This window comes from Amycolatopsis speibonae, from assembly GCF_042647925.1.
Taxonomy (GTDB): domain Bacteria; phylum Actinomycetota; class Actinomycetes; order Mycobacteriales; family Pseudonocardiaceae; genus Amycolatopsis; species Amycolatopsis speibonae.
Genome location: NZ_JBHRWK010000152.1, coordinates 718 through 15,211, shown reverse-complemented (window position 1 = coordinate 15,211; position 14,494 = coordinate 718). Strand labels below are relative to the sequence as shown.

Below are 14,494 nucleotides of genomic sequence, written 5' to 3'. Positions count from 1 at the left end.
CGGCAGAAAGCATCGGCAGAAGTCGCAGCCCCTGCAGTCGGCGAGCCAGTAGAAGATCCGCATCGAACCTCCTTGAACGCAAGGGATGCGCGATACTTCGCGGCATGAAGTTCGGAAAGATCGATGCGCGCTACCTCGGCGGGGTGGCAGTGCTCGCGTTCATCTTGTTGATCGTCATGAGCGTGGCAATGAACCAGGGTGCCGACTGATGGGCCGCATGGGGCCGCAGAGCTGGCGCCTGCAAGGGCTCAGGATCGATGATCTGAAGCTACTCGCCGAACTCATCCACCTGGAATCCCTGCTACCGCTGGATTACGAACATGTCGACGATCTCAGTTCGCTCGCCGAGTTGCTCACACTTCGCCGGTTGAGCTTGCAGCGGAAAGGCACCCGGCTCGATCTCGGCGCACTGGCCCCAAGGAGAAGTTCTCCGTGTTGCACAGCGGCAACGCCTACAACGTAAAGCTGTTGGGCACGTCCAACAAGGTCACCATCGGCACCACTCGGCGCGTACCCAACTGGGTTCGCCTGGCATGAAACACTGGCGGACACTGCCTAACGTCAGTCGCTCAGACGCCGATGACTTCGACCATGTTGCCCAGGCCCTTAAAATCGTCTTCATTGCGAGTGTAGACCGGCAGTCCACGCGAAGATGCGACGGCGGCGATCATCAGATCCATTCGCCGGGGCTTAAGATCCCGGTTCGCTGCGAGGACCAGCGCAACCAGCGTTCCGTACCGGGCGGCGGCATCGCCGTCGAACGGAAGCGGGGTGAAATCGACGATCGCGGCACCGAGCTTCTCAGTTCGCGCCGCGCGGACCGCGGCATCCTTCGCCATCGCCACTCCTTGGTGGAGCTCAGCCATGGTGACAGCGGTGAGTTCCGGGATCTTCGGCAGTGCGGCAGGGTCGAGTAGGCCAAGGTCGATGTAAGTGCAGGTGTCGAGCACACCCGTCTCGTGACGTTCAGCCACGTCGCTGCTCCCACACATCGCCAGCATCAACACGGTCTTCGGTACCGAAGAAGTCGTCAGCTTCCTGTCGCATCTGGGCAGCCTCGACCTTGGGCAACCCGCGATGCCGCTGGACCAGTTCTTCGGCGGTCAGCCGCCGCCGACGCGGTATTGGCCGCAGCTCGGCCACCTCGACGCCGTTGCGAGTGACGTGGTAGATCTCGCCGGCCTCGACGGCATCCATGACGGCAGCGGAGTTGTTGCGAAACTCGCGCTGGGTGATCACCTTCATGAGACAAGTGTAGCCAGGTGTAGCTCAGCGGGCTACACCTGGCTACACTTGTTGACCTTTGACGCGATACACGGTTCCCGGCGGCGGATCTTCGGCGAGTTGCCAGACGAGACCTGGTCCTGCCCGCGACGCGGGACGACTCGACGCCGGGTGAGTTCTCAGTGGCGTCGACCCAGGGTCGGCAAACCGCCCGACCGCGTGACCACCGAGGTAGAACCGTGAACGTCGCGATCACCGCGATGGAGAACGTCGTTTTCGAGGTCCAGCAGTCGACGACGCTGTTCCGCTGTCAGCGCGGCACGTTCAGCTGCGCTGAGGTCACTCCAGGCGACTCTGCCACCCTCGAACAAAGAACGTAACTCCCGGAACGTCCGGACAGACATGTCAGACCGCGCACTACGCCGTGGACTCGCCGTTTTGGCCGCTCTTGAACGAGAGCGGCGGTTGGTCTCGCAGGCACACCCAAGGCCGACCATAAGACCGCATCGTGCGCATTCCATCTGTTTACCGCCCCTTGTCCGCCACGCCTGAACTCGAAAGTCAGTCGGATCTCGGCGATCCGGTGTTACGACAGGTGGTTTGGACGGCGATACCCGGAGTAACACCTGAGGTCACTCACAGGATGCACAGTGCCACCTGTCCAGAGGACAGCCTCAAGCATGATGTTGCTCGATACTGAGAAGTTCGAGCAACATCGCCGTCCACGGGGAGGAAGGCGGATGCACTCTGTTCATCCACTGGTCGCGGTCAAAGCAAAACTCGGCGAGTTGAACGCGCTAAGCAACCTGCGCTCACCCCAAGACGCTCGAGTGCGTGTAATGGTCGAGTTGCTCGACTCCGTGAATCCGGCAGGCAGGGTCTTTTCCGCGCTCGTCCGAGCCGCGGTACGGGCAGCGAGAGACGACCGCGCCTTGTGGCTCGACACCGCTTGGCTGGCAGGCGACAGTCCGCTCGCACGGCAGCCGGGTGGAGTATTCGAGTTCCTCGACAACGCCATCGAATCCGCGGCTGCGAGGGAGCACGGACTGTTCGCACCTGACGTCGCTTACCTGGTTCCCGTCGTCTCGGTCGACGCCACGGAGGATGAGCTGCGCAGAGTGCGGCTCCTGCTCGAACACAAGGAGCGCGACATCGTCATCCGGCTCCCCCACCTGGGCAGGCCGCCACACGAACTCCTCAGGCAGATCGGCTCGATCATGAGGTCGACCGGAACACGGCAGGGGCACGTACACGCAATCCTCGACGCCGGATTCGTCGAGATCGTTCGTCCAGGCGACACCGCTGGGGCGGCCGAAACCGCCTCAGCGGTGTCAGACCTGCTCGGCCCTGAAGCAACCACACTTCTGGCCGGATCGATCCCAGCTCTACGAACCACCTACGCGACGACCGCACGTGACCGTCCGGAAGTCACCTTCTGGAACGAAGTGCGCCACACCCGCGCGGACAGCGTCAACTACGGCGACTATGGCGTGACGCACCCAAAGCCGCCGAAGTCCGACGGCAATGCCAGAACCCCCAACCCGTATCTCTGTTACACAGTGCCACGAAAAACCGTAGTACTGCGCCGTAAAGCCGAGAAAGACGACGTTCCCGCCGAGTTGTTCGCAGATCTGGTCGAGGAGCTGGTCAAAAGAGTCGACTTCGCCGGACCGGCCTATTCATGGGGTGACCATGAGTTGACACGATGCCGGCGTACCGGCGGGCAGACCGCAGGATCGGTCTCTCGCTGGGTCGCCATGGCTACCTCTCACCACATCGAACATGTGGCACGGAGAACACCCGCCGACCTCTGACTTGGCGCTTCGGATGAGCCGCCTGCCCTCTATCCCGCGTCGAAGTCAAGTGTGGCTTCGCTTCGGCCAGCGAAAAGCGATGCCGTACTGCTCACCTGGACGACAGGACTCCAGGAAGGTGTGCTCGACGACCCCTCGCCGTATCTCGAGCAGGTGCCGATCGCCCGCGGGAGGTCGGACCATACGCTCGTGCTCGGTCTGTTCCGCGTACCACCAGCAGGCTTCCGGGACACAGTCGTCGAAGGCGATGCTGACACTCAGACCTCCGGTCACCTTGCCCTCGTCATCGACCACGCTCGGCGCGATCCCGTGATGGTCGACGTCGACGTTGATCCAATGCCGCTCCTCGTCGAGATCGTCTTCGCACGCGAGGGAAATGAACTCGTGGCGCTCTCCTTTTCGCAGCGTTTTAGGGAAACGCAGGTCCACGATCAACGAATCCCCCTGTTTCACACCCGGCGAAGTATCGACACGGCAACCGAATATCGCCTTGACAGGAACGGACGCCAGATCGCCGGTCCATCCGGTCAGAGCCCGCGCCATGTAGCCGTCGACGCCGTTCTCGCGAGCGATGACGTTTCGCACCGTCAGCCTGCGATATGCCACTCTGCGCCGCATTTCCACGGCCACCAGCAGGCGTTCCAGGAACACCGGCTGCGTCCCGTCCGAGGGCATCCGACGGCCGGACGCTCGAGGCTCAGAGGACGACGCGCGAGCGATCTCCACATATGGTCGCCAAGCTTTGTCATCACACGCGAGCATTGTCAGCTTCCTTGCCAAACGCAGGGACAATTCGTCATGCGATGCCCGCCGCCAAGCGTTGTGAGTCGGCGTCGTAGTGGTCGACGGCGGATCCGCAAACGCACTGGGCAGGTTGCCCGACCGGCCGAAACGGTCGGCCAGGGTCGTTCTCCCTTCCCTCTTCCTCAGCCGGAAAGCGGCACGCAGAGTGTTGCGGCGCCTGGATTCGCCAGTCGAGCCGGTCTTTTCGATCCCATCGAGGATCAACCCCCAGACAGCGAGCGCCGGCGCTTCTGGAGACACCGTGGCCATCGGTGCCGTCGGGCGGACAAGGCAAGCGAGCAAGGCAGCCGATTCGCTTGCCGGGCCTTCCATCGCGTAGCGCGTGAACCTGAGTGGTCCGCTGTCCTTGCGCACTGCGAGCCGGCAAAGCGCGCCGCCAAGACGCTCCGCCTCCATCTGGACTGTCATGACGCCCTCCACGATTCGTGGCGATGATCGACAATTCGCGACCCGACAAAACTACGGCGGCTAACAGAGAGCCGCCCTTGACGGTATGAAACTCCTCCTGACCGTGAAAGATCAGAACCGGGTGATGGCTTTCGCCGGTCGTCACGCCTAAGGTGTACTAGTACACCACGCACGAACGATTCGGCAAGAGCCACTCGAAACGGATCAAGGCTCCCCTGGCAAGGCAATCGCCCTACCTGAAAGGAATCCGCCGTAACGTTCCCGCTCCTCGGCCCGAACACCACCGCGATGCCGTACTACGGATATGGCCCCACCGCCGTCGCCATCGGCGGCCGTCTGCTCGCGCCCGAAGACCCCACCCACAGCGGGTACGGCGAGATCATCGAGCCGACTTGGCATCCCCCTCACGTCCGCGTGGTCCAGCCAGGTGACAGGAGCGCACGGCCGATCCGCCGCGCGGTCTGGTCCTTCTGGAGCACGCCGTACCGCCTGCAGCACGGAAGACACTGGCCGAGCGACTTCTTCCACGCGCTTTCCTGGATCCTGTCGTTCCGCCTCGCGTCCCGCCTCTTCCCCACCACGGCGCTGGTGACCGACGACTGGGGCCACGAACTGCTCGTCGACCGACTTCGTCTGCCTTTCAGCGACATATCGCTGAAGTTGAACGACCTCACCGGCCAAGACCCGTCATGGTGGGCACTCGGGAAGCTGCACGCGTACCGCGAGCAGAGCGAACCCTTCCTGCACATCGACAACGACGTGTTCCTCTGGCCCGGCTTCCCGGCGGCAGGGCTCGACGGGGAGATCGTCGCACAGAACCCGGAGCACGCACCGGTGTCCGATTCCGGCTACTACCGTCCGTCCGCCGTCGCCGCGGCCATCCGGAGCACCGGCGGGTTCCTGCCCGAGGAATTCAGCGAATACACCGGAGAAACCGCGCTGTGCACCGGAATCATCGGCGGCACGGCGGTTCCGCTTCTCCCCGCTACGCCGATCTCGGCATCCGAATGGTGGAATCGGCCGAAAATCAGGCGGCCTGGCAACGGATCGCGCCGCTCGAGGACTACAACCTCGTCGTCGAACAGTATCTGCTCGGCGCGCTGTGCTGGGGCGACCGCGCCACGGACGTGCAGTGCGTCTTCGGCTCTCAGCACGACACCTTCAAGGAAGACGTCGCGGTCGCCCAGCGATTCACGCACCTTATCGCGTCCGCGAAAAGCGATCTCCACTACATGCGTTTGCTCGCGCAGCGAGTGAGAAACCATTTCCCCGCCGATTTCGAGATCGCTCGACGTCTGTTCGGCGATCAGTAACGATAGCGCGAAGAATACAACCTCCTCCTCGTCCCGGGCGTCTTCCCGGAACCAACTCTCCCGCAGGAGGTCCTCGTCATGACCACCACTCTCCGGCGCGCGCTCGGGGCGCTCGCCGCCACCGCCCTCATGCTCACCGGCGCCATCGCCGCTGTCGCGCCGGCTTCCGCCGCGGCCCAGGTGATCCCTGCGATGACGGGGATCCGCACCGGCCAGAACCCCGGATTCGACCGGGTCGTGCTCGACCTGACCGCGGGGCCCGCCCCCGCCGTCCGATACCAGCTCGTCGACGAGTTGATCGCCGACGGCTCGGGCGAGATCGTGTGGCTGACCGGGGAGTACTTCATCGCGGTCGCCGCGACTCCGGCGGCCGCGCACGACGACGCCGGTAATCCGACCTATCCGGGGCCGCAGAAGTTCCGGACCCGGAATCTGAGCAACGTCATGGCGGTCGCGGTCACCGGCGACTACGAAGGCACGCTGTCCATCGGTCTCGGCGTCCGGTCCAGGACTCCGGTCACCGTGTTCACGCTGACCTCGCCGAACCGCGTCGTCATCGACGTCCGCCATTGATCACGAGCGGGAATCCGTGAAGGCTTTTCGTCCACCACACTGTTTCCGGTGAGCGAAATCCTTTTCGGATTCCCGCGCCGAAAATCACGATCTGCCCCAAGGGGCGAATTTTCGGAACTCCAGGTATCTCCCGCCCGGTATCGCGTTCTTTCCTTCCGTCAGCATCACCGCCGCTGCGAAGGAGAACCTCATGCCGACCCCACGCAATCCCGACACCCCGTCCTTGGGCCCGGGTGGCGACAACCTCGAAGCGGGCCCCGGAAGTTCGGGTCTGGGAAGCTTCTCGAACAGCGAAATCGGCGAACTGGTGACCCAGGCCGCCGAAACCATGGCCGCGTCCGGCGAGGACGCCGAACGCAATTACCAGCGAAGCCTCGACAGACTCCGCGAGCGCGCGGACGACGTCGTCCGCGCGCTCGGCGCGCAGTACGACGCCCTGTCCGAGGACCAGTACCTGGAGCGCTGGGGCCTGGTCCAGTTGCTCACCGACCTGCGGCACGCGGCCGCCGTTCCGGCGCTCGAAAACGTGCTGCGCCGGCCGATCCCTCCGGAGCGTTCCGACGACCCGGCACACGGGATCAGCACCGTCGGCGAAGAGGTCATCATCCGCACCACCGCCGTGGAAGCGTTGGCACGCCTGGCATCCGCCGGGGACAGCGCGGCCAAGGAACTGCTGCTGCGGCAGGTCCGGCACGAGGTGTTCACGGTGCGGCGCGCGGCGGTCCAGGCTATCGCCGAGGCCGGTGACACCGAGCTCACCGCCCGGGTGCGCGAGGAACTCAGCGGTACCGAGGACGAGCGCCTGCTGAACATCCGGCGGGTCGACGTCCGCGGTGTCCCGCAGGCCGTCGGCGGCCGGTACCTGAAGGAAACGCGGACCGACGACGTGCCGCCGCCCGAACCCCCGCGCTCCTGAACCGAACGAATTCCTTCCACAGACAGGGGATCTCCGATGGCCACTTGCAGCTACACCGTGCCTGACAAGAACGTGACCGGGGACAATTTCTACGGCGCCTCGATCTGCAATCAGACCTACATCGACTACTTCTGGAACACCTACGGATTCGCGGGCAACAAGGACTACTGGGACGACGGTTTCGGCTGGGAAGACGCGTGCAACACCGACAAGCCGCTGGCCCGGACGTTCAACGCGTGCTACCTGCTGACCTATTCGGCGCAGGACTACCAGAACGACGCCTATTCCGGGGCGATGCTGAACTGGGCGCGCCGCTACGTCCGCGACAACTGCGACGACCTCCGCTCGCTTTGCGGCGACGGCACCGCCATCGCCACGTCGTTCAAAGGTCCGTTCACCGACGACCGGATCGAGTTGTACCTGGGTTTCTGGTACTCCAGCGACGTTCCCAGCCGCGCCGAGACGTTGATCCACGAATCACGGCATCAGGGCGGGAAGCCGCACAACGCGAACTTCCCGGCGGGTTCGATCTACGGGGCCGGCAAGAGCGGCGCCGATTCCACGTGGGGCTACGAGGGTGCCTGGATGTACGGCGCGCTCTACCTGTGGTGGTTCTACGCCCAGGGCGCCCGGACGACGACGGCGCTGCGTGAACGAGCCCGCCAGCGCGGGAACCTCGTGATCGACAACGCCTTCGCGACCCACCCCGGCTTCAACATCTGAGTCACGACCGGCAAGCCCCCTCGCACTGCAGGCGAGGGGGCTTCGTCTCGCGATACCTCCGATGACTAAAGCCATGTCCCGCTCAACGGGGCTTGACCCAGCAGATACCAGCCGCAATCATCGGATCTCTCGGCAACCACGCCCTGGATCGAGAGCGGATGGTCATGAGAGTTCGAGCGCACCGCACCGCCTGGCTCGCCCTGGTCCTCGCCCTGCTGGCGGGACTGCTCACCACGCCGTCGGCGAGCGCGGAGGTGCACCATCCCCGCCAGAAGTGGCTGCGCGAGTCCACCGCGGGGCTCTTCCTCCACTGGGGCATGTTCACCGCGCCACGCCAGACCGACTGTGCCGCCTGGGAACGCGCCGTCACCGACGGCGGCTGGAGCGCCGGCTACTGGGTGGACGAGGCCCGCAAGCTCGGCGCCTCCTACATCGTGCTCGCCACCTTCCACAGCAGGCTGGGCTACGCGCGGCCGTGGCCGTCCGCGATCCCCGGCAGCTGCGCCACTCAACGCGACCTCCTCGGCGAACTCGTCAAGGCCGGCAACGCCAAGGGCGTCCGGACGATCCTCTACATGACCGACGACCCCCAATGGCACAAGGAAACCGGCGTCGAATCGCTGGATTCCGCCGCGTACTCCGCCTACAAGGGCAAGCAGGTCGACCTGACCACCCGCCCCGGCTTCGGCGAGTACAGCTACGACCTCTTCCACGAGGTCATGGACCGCTACTCGGACCTCGCCGGGTTCTGGATCGACAACGACAACGAGTACTGGGAGAAGAACAAGCTCTACGAACAGATCCGCGAGAAGCGCCCGTCCTGGTTGCTGAGCAACAACAACGAGGACACGCCGATCATGGACACCGTCAGCAACGAGCAGAAGACCGGCATCACCCCGCCGTACGACTATCCGCAGGCCGCGTTCACCCCGATGCCGCGGCTCACCGAGGCCGACTACAAGCTGCCGACCAACGGCGGCTGGTGGTACGACGGCACCGATCAGGCCGTCGACTTCCGGCTGTCCACCGGCCGCTACATCACCAACGCGGGTTCGTCGATGAAGTCGTTGATGGCCGAAACCCCGATGGTGAACGGGAAGTTCCCGCCGCAGCAGGAGGCGTACAACAACTTCATGGCGAGCTGGGTACCGCCGATCAAATCCTCCTTGCAGGGCAAAGAGGGCGGCGGGTACATGTACGGCGGGATGCAGCCCGGCTTCTGGAACGACGGCGCGCACGGCGTCATCACCGTCGAACCCGGCGCGGGAACGCAGTACCTCCACGTGGTCACCCGCCCGAGCACCGACCTGCTCCGTCTCCGCGACAACGGATACAAAGTGACCGGAGTGTCCGACGTCCGCACCGGGAAACCGCTGCGCTTCAGCCAGTCCGCCGGATACCTGACCATTGTGGACATCAAGGACTGGGACACCTACGACACGGTGTTCAAGGTGGAAACCTCCGGGCAGCGGCACTTCCTCGACTCACGCACGATCAAGGCGACCGCTTCGTCCTCGCGTGCGGGGCATCCGGCGTCGAATCTCGTCGACGGCGACTTCGAGAACTACTGGGACGCGGACGGCAAGGAGCCGGTCTCACTGACCTTGGACCTCGGCAGGCGGCGGACGGCGGCCTACCTCGCGGTGAACCAGCGCGAGATGTCACCGACGCACGCGCGCGAATCGTTCGGCAGGCCCGAGGACTCGTCCCGGATCCAGGACTACCGCGTCTACGTCAGTGACGACGGCCGGAACTGGGGCAAGCCGATCCGCACCGGCGCGATGCCGAGCGCCCGCGGCGTGCAGTTCGTCGACTTCGGCGAACGGCAGACCCGCTTCGTCAAGCTCGAGGTGCTGAACACCTGGTCGGGACCGCAGGCGAAACCCTTCTACCGGCAATTGGCGATCGACGAGGTCAAGGTCGCGTCCGGCTACCCGAGTTCGGTCTTCGGTGCCCAGGTCCCACTGGAGGCCGAGGCCTTCCGCAACGACCACGACGGCCGCGCCCACCTCGGCTGGTGCTCCTCCTGCTCCGGATCGTTTCAGGTCAAGGGGCTCGGCGGCGGCCCGCGCAACGCGGTCACCTATCCCGGGGTGACGGTCGAGGAAGCCGGGACCTACCGGCTCCAACTCGACACCACGGGCGGGCCCGCGACGTCGGTGGCGGTGAGTGTCAACGGCGGTGCCCCCGTCGAGACCGCGATCGACGCCGGCACGCCGGGAACCGTGGTGTCGACGGCGATCCCCGTCGCACTGAACGCCGGCGCCAACACGATCAAGGTGTTCAGCGACGCCACTTCGGGGCCGGGTCTGGACCGGATCGCGCTCGCTCCCCTGCCGCCGTCGTCCTACACGCCGAAGACGACCCTGACCGTCGAACCCGTTGGCGTCCAATGGCTTTCACCGGGGAAGCAGTCCTTGAAGGTGACCGCGAAGCTGCGGCTCGACGCCGATGACACGATCGGCAAGGTCAGCATGACGCCGGTCGTCCCGGCGGGCTGGAGCTTGCAGGGCGCTCCGGCCACGGCGGCGTCCATGCGCGTCGGGAACGAGCTCGAAGCCTCGTGGACGCTGGTCTCCCCCGAAGGCGTGACCGCGGCCGACATCCCCGTCACCGCGTCGTTCGACCTGATCGGCCGGGCGAAATCGGTGAGCAAGCCGGTCCGGGTGAGCCCGCGACCGGCGGACCGGGTCTTCATGCGGGAGGCCGAAGACTCGGCGAACGACGTCGGCAGCGCGGGCGTCACGAACTGCGGGGTGTGCTCGGGCGGCCAGAAGGTCCGCAACATCGGCGGCGACCCGGACGCGGCCGTACGGTTCGACGCCGTGACAGTGCCCGAGACCAGGCGCTACACCCTCTACCTCGACTTCACCGTCAACGGGCCGCGCTCGTACTTCGTCACGGTCAACGACGGCACTCCGGTCGAGGTGAAGGTCGACGGTGCCGGCAACAACACCCAGCTCACGACGTCCTTGCCGGTCGAGCTGAAGGCGGGGGCGAACACGATCGAGCTGTCCAACGACCACGCGTCCGCCCCGGATCTCGATCGGCTGTCACTGGGGTGAGGTACCGGCTTGACCCTCTCCCCGGGAGAGGGTTCAGGCTGGTCCCATGACGACCTTGATGCCGATCGGCGTGTTCGCGCACGCCACCCGGCTGTCGGTCCGCGCGCTGCGGAACTACGACCGGCTCGGGCTGCTGGTGCCCGCCAGGATCGACCCCGGCACCGGGTACCGCCGCTACTCGCTGGAGCAGTTCGCCCGCGCGGGCCTGATCCGGCGGCTGCGGGAACTGGAGGTGCCGCTGGCGGAGATCGCCGAGATCCTCGACGCGGGGACGCCGGACGAGGTGAAGGCCGCGATCAAACGACATCACGACCGGGTGGCGGCGCGGGCCGCGGAACTCGCGGCGATCAGCGGCGGGCTCGACTCCGTGCTCGCGGAGCCGACACGGTGGCTGCATGTTTACGAACGCGTGCGCACGCCGCAGCCGATCGCCCGTCTGACGATCCAGACCCCGCTGAGCGGCCTGGCCGAGCTGATCGGTCCCGCGTACGCGCGCCTGTTCGCGGCGCTCGACGCGCAAGGTGTCACGCCGTCCGGGCCGCCCGGAACCCGTTACCACACCGACGATCCCGGCGAGCTGACCGTCGAACTGTTCGTCCCTGTGGACGGGCCGGTGGCCGACGACGGCGAGATCGGCCCCGCCGAGCTTGCCGGCGGTCTGCTCGCGGCGACGATCCACGAGGGTGGCTACGAAGACGTCGAGACCGCGTACCGATCGCTGGGCCGCTGGATCGCCGAACGCGACCGCGTCCCGACCGGGCCCGCCGAGGAGTTGTACCTGGTGGCACCCGGCCCGTCGGTCGCGCCCGAGGCCTACCGCACCGAGATCGCCTGGCCGGTGACCGCGTGATCCTCGACGGCATCGAAACCGAGGGCGGAGAGCACTGCGAGACCAGCACTCTCGACGTCCTCCTGCGGCACGCCGGGGTCGAGCTTTCCGAGCCGATGCTGTTCGGGCTCGGCGAAGGCCTGGGCTTCATCTACTGGGACGGGAAGAATCTGCCGTTCCCCTTCCTCGGCGGACGCTCGAAACCCGCCGAGATCACGCGGAAGCTGACCGATCGTCTCGGACTCACCTTGCGGGTCAAGGAAACGACGTCGCCGCGCACGGCGTGGCGGAACGTGGCCGAGCAGGTCGACGCCGGTATCCCTGTCGGCCTGCAACTCGACTCGTTCCACCTCGAGTACTTCACCTCTAAAGTCCACTTCGGAGGGCACTTCGCGGCCTTGTACGGCTACGACGAAGAGCGCGCGTTCCTCGTCGACACCGCGCAGCAGGGTGGTTCCGTGTCGACGTCACTGGTGAGCCTGGAACGCGCTCGTGCCGAAAAGGGACCGATGACGGCGAAGAACCGCTCGTTCACCATCTGCGCGGATTCGCCTCCCGTCCCGCTCGCCGACGCCATCCGCACGGCTGTGCGGGCCAACGCGGCGGAGTTCCTCAACCCGCCCATCGCCAACCTCGGATATCGCGGGATCGGCAAAGCTGCCATCCAGGTGCGGAAATGGCTGGACCGCAGCAGCGATCCGGCCCGTGACCTCCCGCAGGCCGCCGTCCTGATGGAACGGGCGGGGACCGGCGGCGCGCTCTTCCGCCGGATCTACCGCGACTTCCTCGAAGAATGCACGACGCTCGTCGACGACGCCGGTCTCCTTGTGGCCAGTGAGAAATACCGCGAGATAACTCCACTGTGGACCGAAGTCGCGCGGTTGTTCACACAGGCGGGGGAAACCGGCGACGCGCGGCCACTGGCCGACGCGTCCGCCGTCCTGTCCGAGCTGGCTCAGCGCGAACAGGAGGCGATGACGGCGCTCTCGACGGTTCAGTGTGCGCGTTCGTAGGGCAGCTTCTCCCCCGCTTCCACCGCGAACGGCAGGTCGTTGCCCGCCGGCGGCAGCGGGCAGGTGGCGAAATCGGTGAACGCGCACGGCAGATTCGTCGCGCGGGTGAAATCGAGGACGACGGACCCGTCTTCGGCGGGCGGGGGCACCGCGAGCGACCGGTTCGCCGCGTAGGTGGTGACGCCGCTCGTGGCGTCGGTGAACAGGATGAGCAGGCCGTCCGTCTTGCCGTTGAACGCGGTGAGCGTGTGCTCCACGCCGTCGTGTTCGAAGCGCACGATGCCCGGGGAGACGTAGACGTGGCTGAGCCCTTCGACGACCGCGCCGACCGTTGTCGGCCGCGGCTCGTCGAAAGCCTCGAAGGTGCCGGCCAGCACCCAAGCCGCGTCTGGCTCGTATGCCGGGACGCCGCGGAAGGCGTTCAGCACCGGGGCTTTCGGGTCGTGCGTGCGGATCAGATACCCACCGCGGCGCGCCACCTCGGCCTCGACGTCCCCGGCGACGACCCTGGTGGTCGCACCGCTGTTGACCAGCTCGAAGCGACGGACGCCGGTCACCCTCTCGCCGTCGTGAGAGAGATCCGCGCCCTGCGGGTCGAGGTACGCCGCGTCGGCGTCCTGCCACCACAGGCCGGGCAGGCCCTCGTACGCGCGGGGTTTGTCCTCGAGCCAGTCGAGTGAGACCAGCGCGAGCCAGCCGAGCGGGGCGGCGAGATCGCGCTCGCGCTGGGTCTTCCAGCCCTGCCAATCCTGCGTGAACGTGTCCAGGCTTGTGCTCATCGCCGATCCCCTTCCGTGACCTTGCTCGTCCTCCCTGGTCAACGATGTGCCGGTGGTGATATTTCGTGTCCCGGTATGTGGACTAGGCGTTGTAGTCCTCGGTGACGCCCTCCTCGGCGGAGACCAGCTCGGTGATGGGTGCGAAGAAGGCCTTGATCCCGGGCAGGTTCGCGCCCTTCTCCCGGGACGCGGCGAAGTCTTCGGAGGACCGCCACCACACGACGTCGAGCCAGGTCTCGTCGTCGACCCGGATCAGCTGGGCGTCGAGGAAACCCTCCCGGTCCGCCCGGAAGTCGGCGAGCATCGTGGGGCGGGCTTGGAGCAGTTCGCCCGCGCGGTCGGCCGGGACTTTGAAGCGGGTCAGTTCGACTGTCGTCATGACGCCGATGCTAAGCGACCAGTCCTCTTTGGGCGCTCACCAGGCTCCCTGATGGATCACGGCCGCTCACCACTACGCAACGCCCAGTACGCATTCAGGGGACTAAATGCGCAGCCAGATTCGACCAGCACGCTCCGCGTTCGCCTTATTTCACCGAATCACTCTTTAGGTGTCGATGCTCCTTTTTGTTGTCACTTAAAATTACGAACACATGTTCGACTGATGTGGCGTATTATGGAGAGGTGTCCGAGACCTTCCTTCCCGAACTGCCGCAGGAGCTGTGGCGCGCTGGCAGACTGGAGCTTGCCCATGGCGTGCGGCAGTTCCTGCAGATAGTGCGGGTCGCCTCGGCCGGGCTGGGTCAGTATCTGGCGGAGGTCGAGTCCCGGGGCGCCAAAGACTTGTTCGGATACGGGTCCACTGTGTCGTGGTTTGCTGAGGTGGCGGGGCTGTCGTGGGGTGAGGCGCGGCCGGTGGTGAATCAGGCGATCGCGGTGAATCCGACCCGTGCTGTGGATGGCACGGAGGTTCCGGCGGTCGCGCCCGCCACGGGTGTTCTCGCCGCGGAAGGCGGGATCGGGGCTGAGCGCATCGCCCAGATCTTGGAGATCCTGGGGAAGATCCCGCCCGATACGTCCGTGGAGGATCGGGAGT

14 protein-coding genes and 2 pseudogenes are annotated in these 14,494 nt (G+C 65.8%); 11 read left to right on the top strand and 5 right to left on the bottom strand.

Annotated elements, in window-relative coordinates; all coding sequences use genetic code 11:
* Window positions 1-569: 569 nt before the first annotated feature.
* Window positions 570-974 (bottom strand): type II toxin-antitoxin system VapC family toxin, encoded by a 405-nt coding sequence (locus ACFOSH_RS42810; protein ID WP_378247333.1) that lies wholly within the window; start codon window positions 972-974, stop codon window positions 570-572.
* The gene (locus ACFOSH_RS42805; protein ID WP_378247331.1) at window positions 967-1,245 is read right to left on the bottom strand and encodes a type II toxin-antitoxin system Phd/YefM family antitoxin; all 279 of its coding nucleotides are present in this window, start codon (window positions 1,243-1,245) and stop codon (window positions 967-969) included. The genes ACFOSH_RS42810 and ACFOSH_RS42805 overlap by 8 nt, the downstream gene beginning before the upstream one ends.
* Before the next feature lie 218 nt (window positions 1,246-1,463).
* Between ACFOSH_RS42805 and ACFOSH_RS42800 the strand changes: the two genes are divergently transcribed.
* The gene (locus ACFOSH_RS42800; protein ID WP_378247329.1) at window positions 1,464-1,604 is read left to right on the top strand and encodes a hypothetical protein; all 141 of its coding nucleotides are present in this window, start codon (window positions 1,464-1,466) and stop codon (window positions 1,602-1,604) included.
* Between the two features lie 300 nt (window positions 1,605-1,904).
* Entirely contained in the window at window positions 1,905-3,038 is a 1,134-nt protein-coding gene (locus ACFOSH_RS42795) for a beta family protein (RefSeq protein ID WP_378247327.1), read from the top strand.
* A 45-nt stretch (window positions 3,039-3,083) separates the two neighbouring features.
* Here ACFOSH_RS42795 and ACFOSH_RS42790 read toward each other — a convergent pair whose 3' ends face one another.
* Complete coding sequence (locus ACFOSH_RS42790; protein WP_378247325.1) at window positions 3,084-4,250, bottom strand: hypothetical protein; 1,167 nt, start codon at window positions 4,248-4,250, stop codon at window positions 3,084-3,086.
* 288 nt (window positions 4,251-4,538) lie between these two features.
* On the opposite strand from ACFOSH_RS42790, the pseudogene ACFOSH_RS42785 reads away from it, so the two are divergent.
* From ACFOSH_RS42785 to ACFOSH_RS42750, 8 genes and pseudogenes are all read left to right on the top strand, one after another.
* Window positions 4,539-5,162 (top strand): annotated as a pseudogene (locus ACFOSH_RS42785) (DUF6734 family protein); the annotation flags it as partial.
* A gap of 95 nt (window positions 5,163-5,257) precedes the next feature.
* On the top strand, window positions 5,258-5,563 hold the full coding sequence (locus ACFOSH_RS42780) for a DUF6734 family protein (protein ID WP_378247323.1): 306 nt from the start codon (window positions 5,258-5,260) through the stop codon (window positions 5,561-5,563).
* 78 nt (window positions 5,564-5,641) lie between these two features.
* Entirely contained in the window at window positions 5,642-6,136 is a 495-nt protein-coding gene (locus ACFOSH_RS42775; RefSeq protein ID WP_378247321.1) for an AMIN-like domain-containing (lipo)protein, read from the top strand.
* A gap of 190 nt (window positions 6,137-6,326) precedes the next feature.
* Window positions 6,327-7,052: a HEAT repeat domain-containing protein gene (locus ACFOSH_RS42770; RefSeq protein ID WP_378247319.1), complete on the top strand. Its 726-nt coding sequence runs from the start codon at window positions 6,327-6,329 to the stop codon at window positions 7,050-7,052.
* A gap of 36 nt (window positions 7,053-7,088) precedes the next feature.
* A complete protein-coding gene (locus ACFOSH_RS42765; RefSeq protein WP_378247317.1) occupies window positions 7,089-7,775 on the top strand; it encodes a hypothetical protein in 687 nt (228 codons plus the stop codon).
* Between the two features lie 158 nt (window positions 7,776-7,933).
* Window positions 7,934-10,840, top strand: a complete 2,907-nt coding sequence (locus ACFOSH_RS42760; RefSeq protein ID WP_378247315.1) for a discoidin domain-containing protein — start codon at window positions 7,934-7,936, stop codon at window positions 10,838-10,840.
* Between the two features lie 46 nt (window positions 10,841-10,886).
* Window positions 10,887-11,690 carry a MerR family transcriptional regulator gene (locus ACFOSH_RS42755; protein WP_378247313.1) on the top strand — a complete coding sequence of 268 codons (804 nt, stop codon included), beginning with the start codon at window positions 10,887-10,889 and terminating at the stop codon, window positions 11,688-11,690.
* A complete protein-coding gene (locus ACFOSH_RS42750; RefSeq protein WP_378247311.1) occupies window positions 11,687-12,682 on the top strand; it encodes a BtrH N-terminal domain-containing protein in 996 nt (331 codons plus the stop codon). The genes ACFOSH_RS42755 and ACFOSH_RS42750 overlap by 4 nt, the downstream gene beginning before the upstream one ends.
* Here ACFOSH_RS42750 and ACFOSH_RS42745 read toward each other — a convergent pair.
* Both ACFOSH_RS42745 and ACFOSH_RS42740 read right to left on the bottom strand, forming a co-directional pair.
* The gene (locus ACFOSH_RS42745) at window positions 12,664-13,461 is read right to left on the bottom strand and encodes a DUF1684 domain-containing protein (RefSeq protein WP_378247309.1); all 798 of its coding nucleotides are present in this window, start codon (window positions 13,459-13,461) and stop codon (window positions 12,664-12,666) included. The genes ACFOSH_RS42750 and ACFOSH_RS42745 overlap by 19 nt on opposite strands.
* An 82-nt stretch (window positions 13,462-13,543) precedes the next feature.
* Complete coding sequence (locus tag ACFOSH_RS42740; RefSeq protein WP_378247307.1) at window positions 13,544-13,840, bottom strand: antibiotic biosynthesis monooxygenase; 297 nt, start codon at window positions 13,838-13,840, stop codon at window positions 13,544-13,546.
* 242 nt (window positions 13,841-14,082) lie between these two features.
* Between ACFOSH_RS42740 and ACFOSH_RS42735 the strand changes: the two are divergent.
* Window positions 14,083-14,494, top strand: a pseudogene (locus ACFOSH_RS42735) (HNH endonuclease); the annotation flags it as partial.

Bases quoted from the DNA above. Each gene is read 5' to 3' on its own strand.
- ACFOSH_RS42780 (WP_378247323.1), top strand. From the start codon at position 5,258: ATGGTGGAATCGGCCGAAAATCAGGCGGCCTGGCAACGGATCGCGCCG.
- ACFOSH_RS42740 (WP_378247307.1), bottom strand. From the start codon at position 13,840: ATGACGACAGTCGAACTGACCCGCTTCAAAGTCCCGGCCGACCGCGCG.
- ACFOSH_RS42795 (WP_378247327.1), top strand. From the start codon at position 1,905: ATGATGTTGCTCGATACTGAGAAGTTCGAGCAACATCGCCGTCCACGG.
- ACFOSH_RS42745 (WP_378247309.1), bottom strand. From the start codon at position 13,461: ATGAGCACAAGCCTGGACACGTTCACGCAGGATTGGCAGGGCTGGAAG.
- ACFOSH_RS42775 (WP_378247321.1), top strand. From the start codon at position 5,642: ATGACCACCACTCTCCGGCGCGCGCTCGGGGCGCTCGCCGCCACCGCC.
- ACFOSH_RS42790 (WP_378247325.1), bottom strand. From the start codon at position 4,250: ATGACAGTCCAGATGGAGGCGGAGCGTCTTGGCGGCGCGCTTTGCCGG.
- ACFOSH_RS42755 (WP_378247313.1), top strand. From the start codon at position 10,887: ATGACGACCTTGATGCCGATCGGCGTGTTCGCGCACGCCACCCGGCTG.
- ACFOSH_RS42805 (WP_378247331.1), bottom strand. From the start codon at position 1,245: ATGAAGGTGATCACCCAGCGCGAGTTTCGCAACAACTCCGCTGCCGTC.
- ACFOSH_RS42765 (WP_378247317.1), top strand. From the start codon at position 7,089: ATGGCCACTTGCAGCTACACCGTGCCTGACAAGAACGTGACCGGGGAC.
- ACFOSH_RS42770 (WP_378247319.1), top strand. From the start codon at position 6,327: ATGCCGACCCCACGCAATCCCGACACCCCGTCCTTGGGCCCGGGTGGC.
- ACFOSH_RS42760 (WP_378247315.1), top strand. From the start codon at position 7,934: ATGGTCATGAGAGTTCGAGCGCACCGCACCGCCTGGCTCGCCCTGGTC.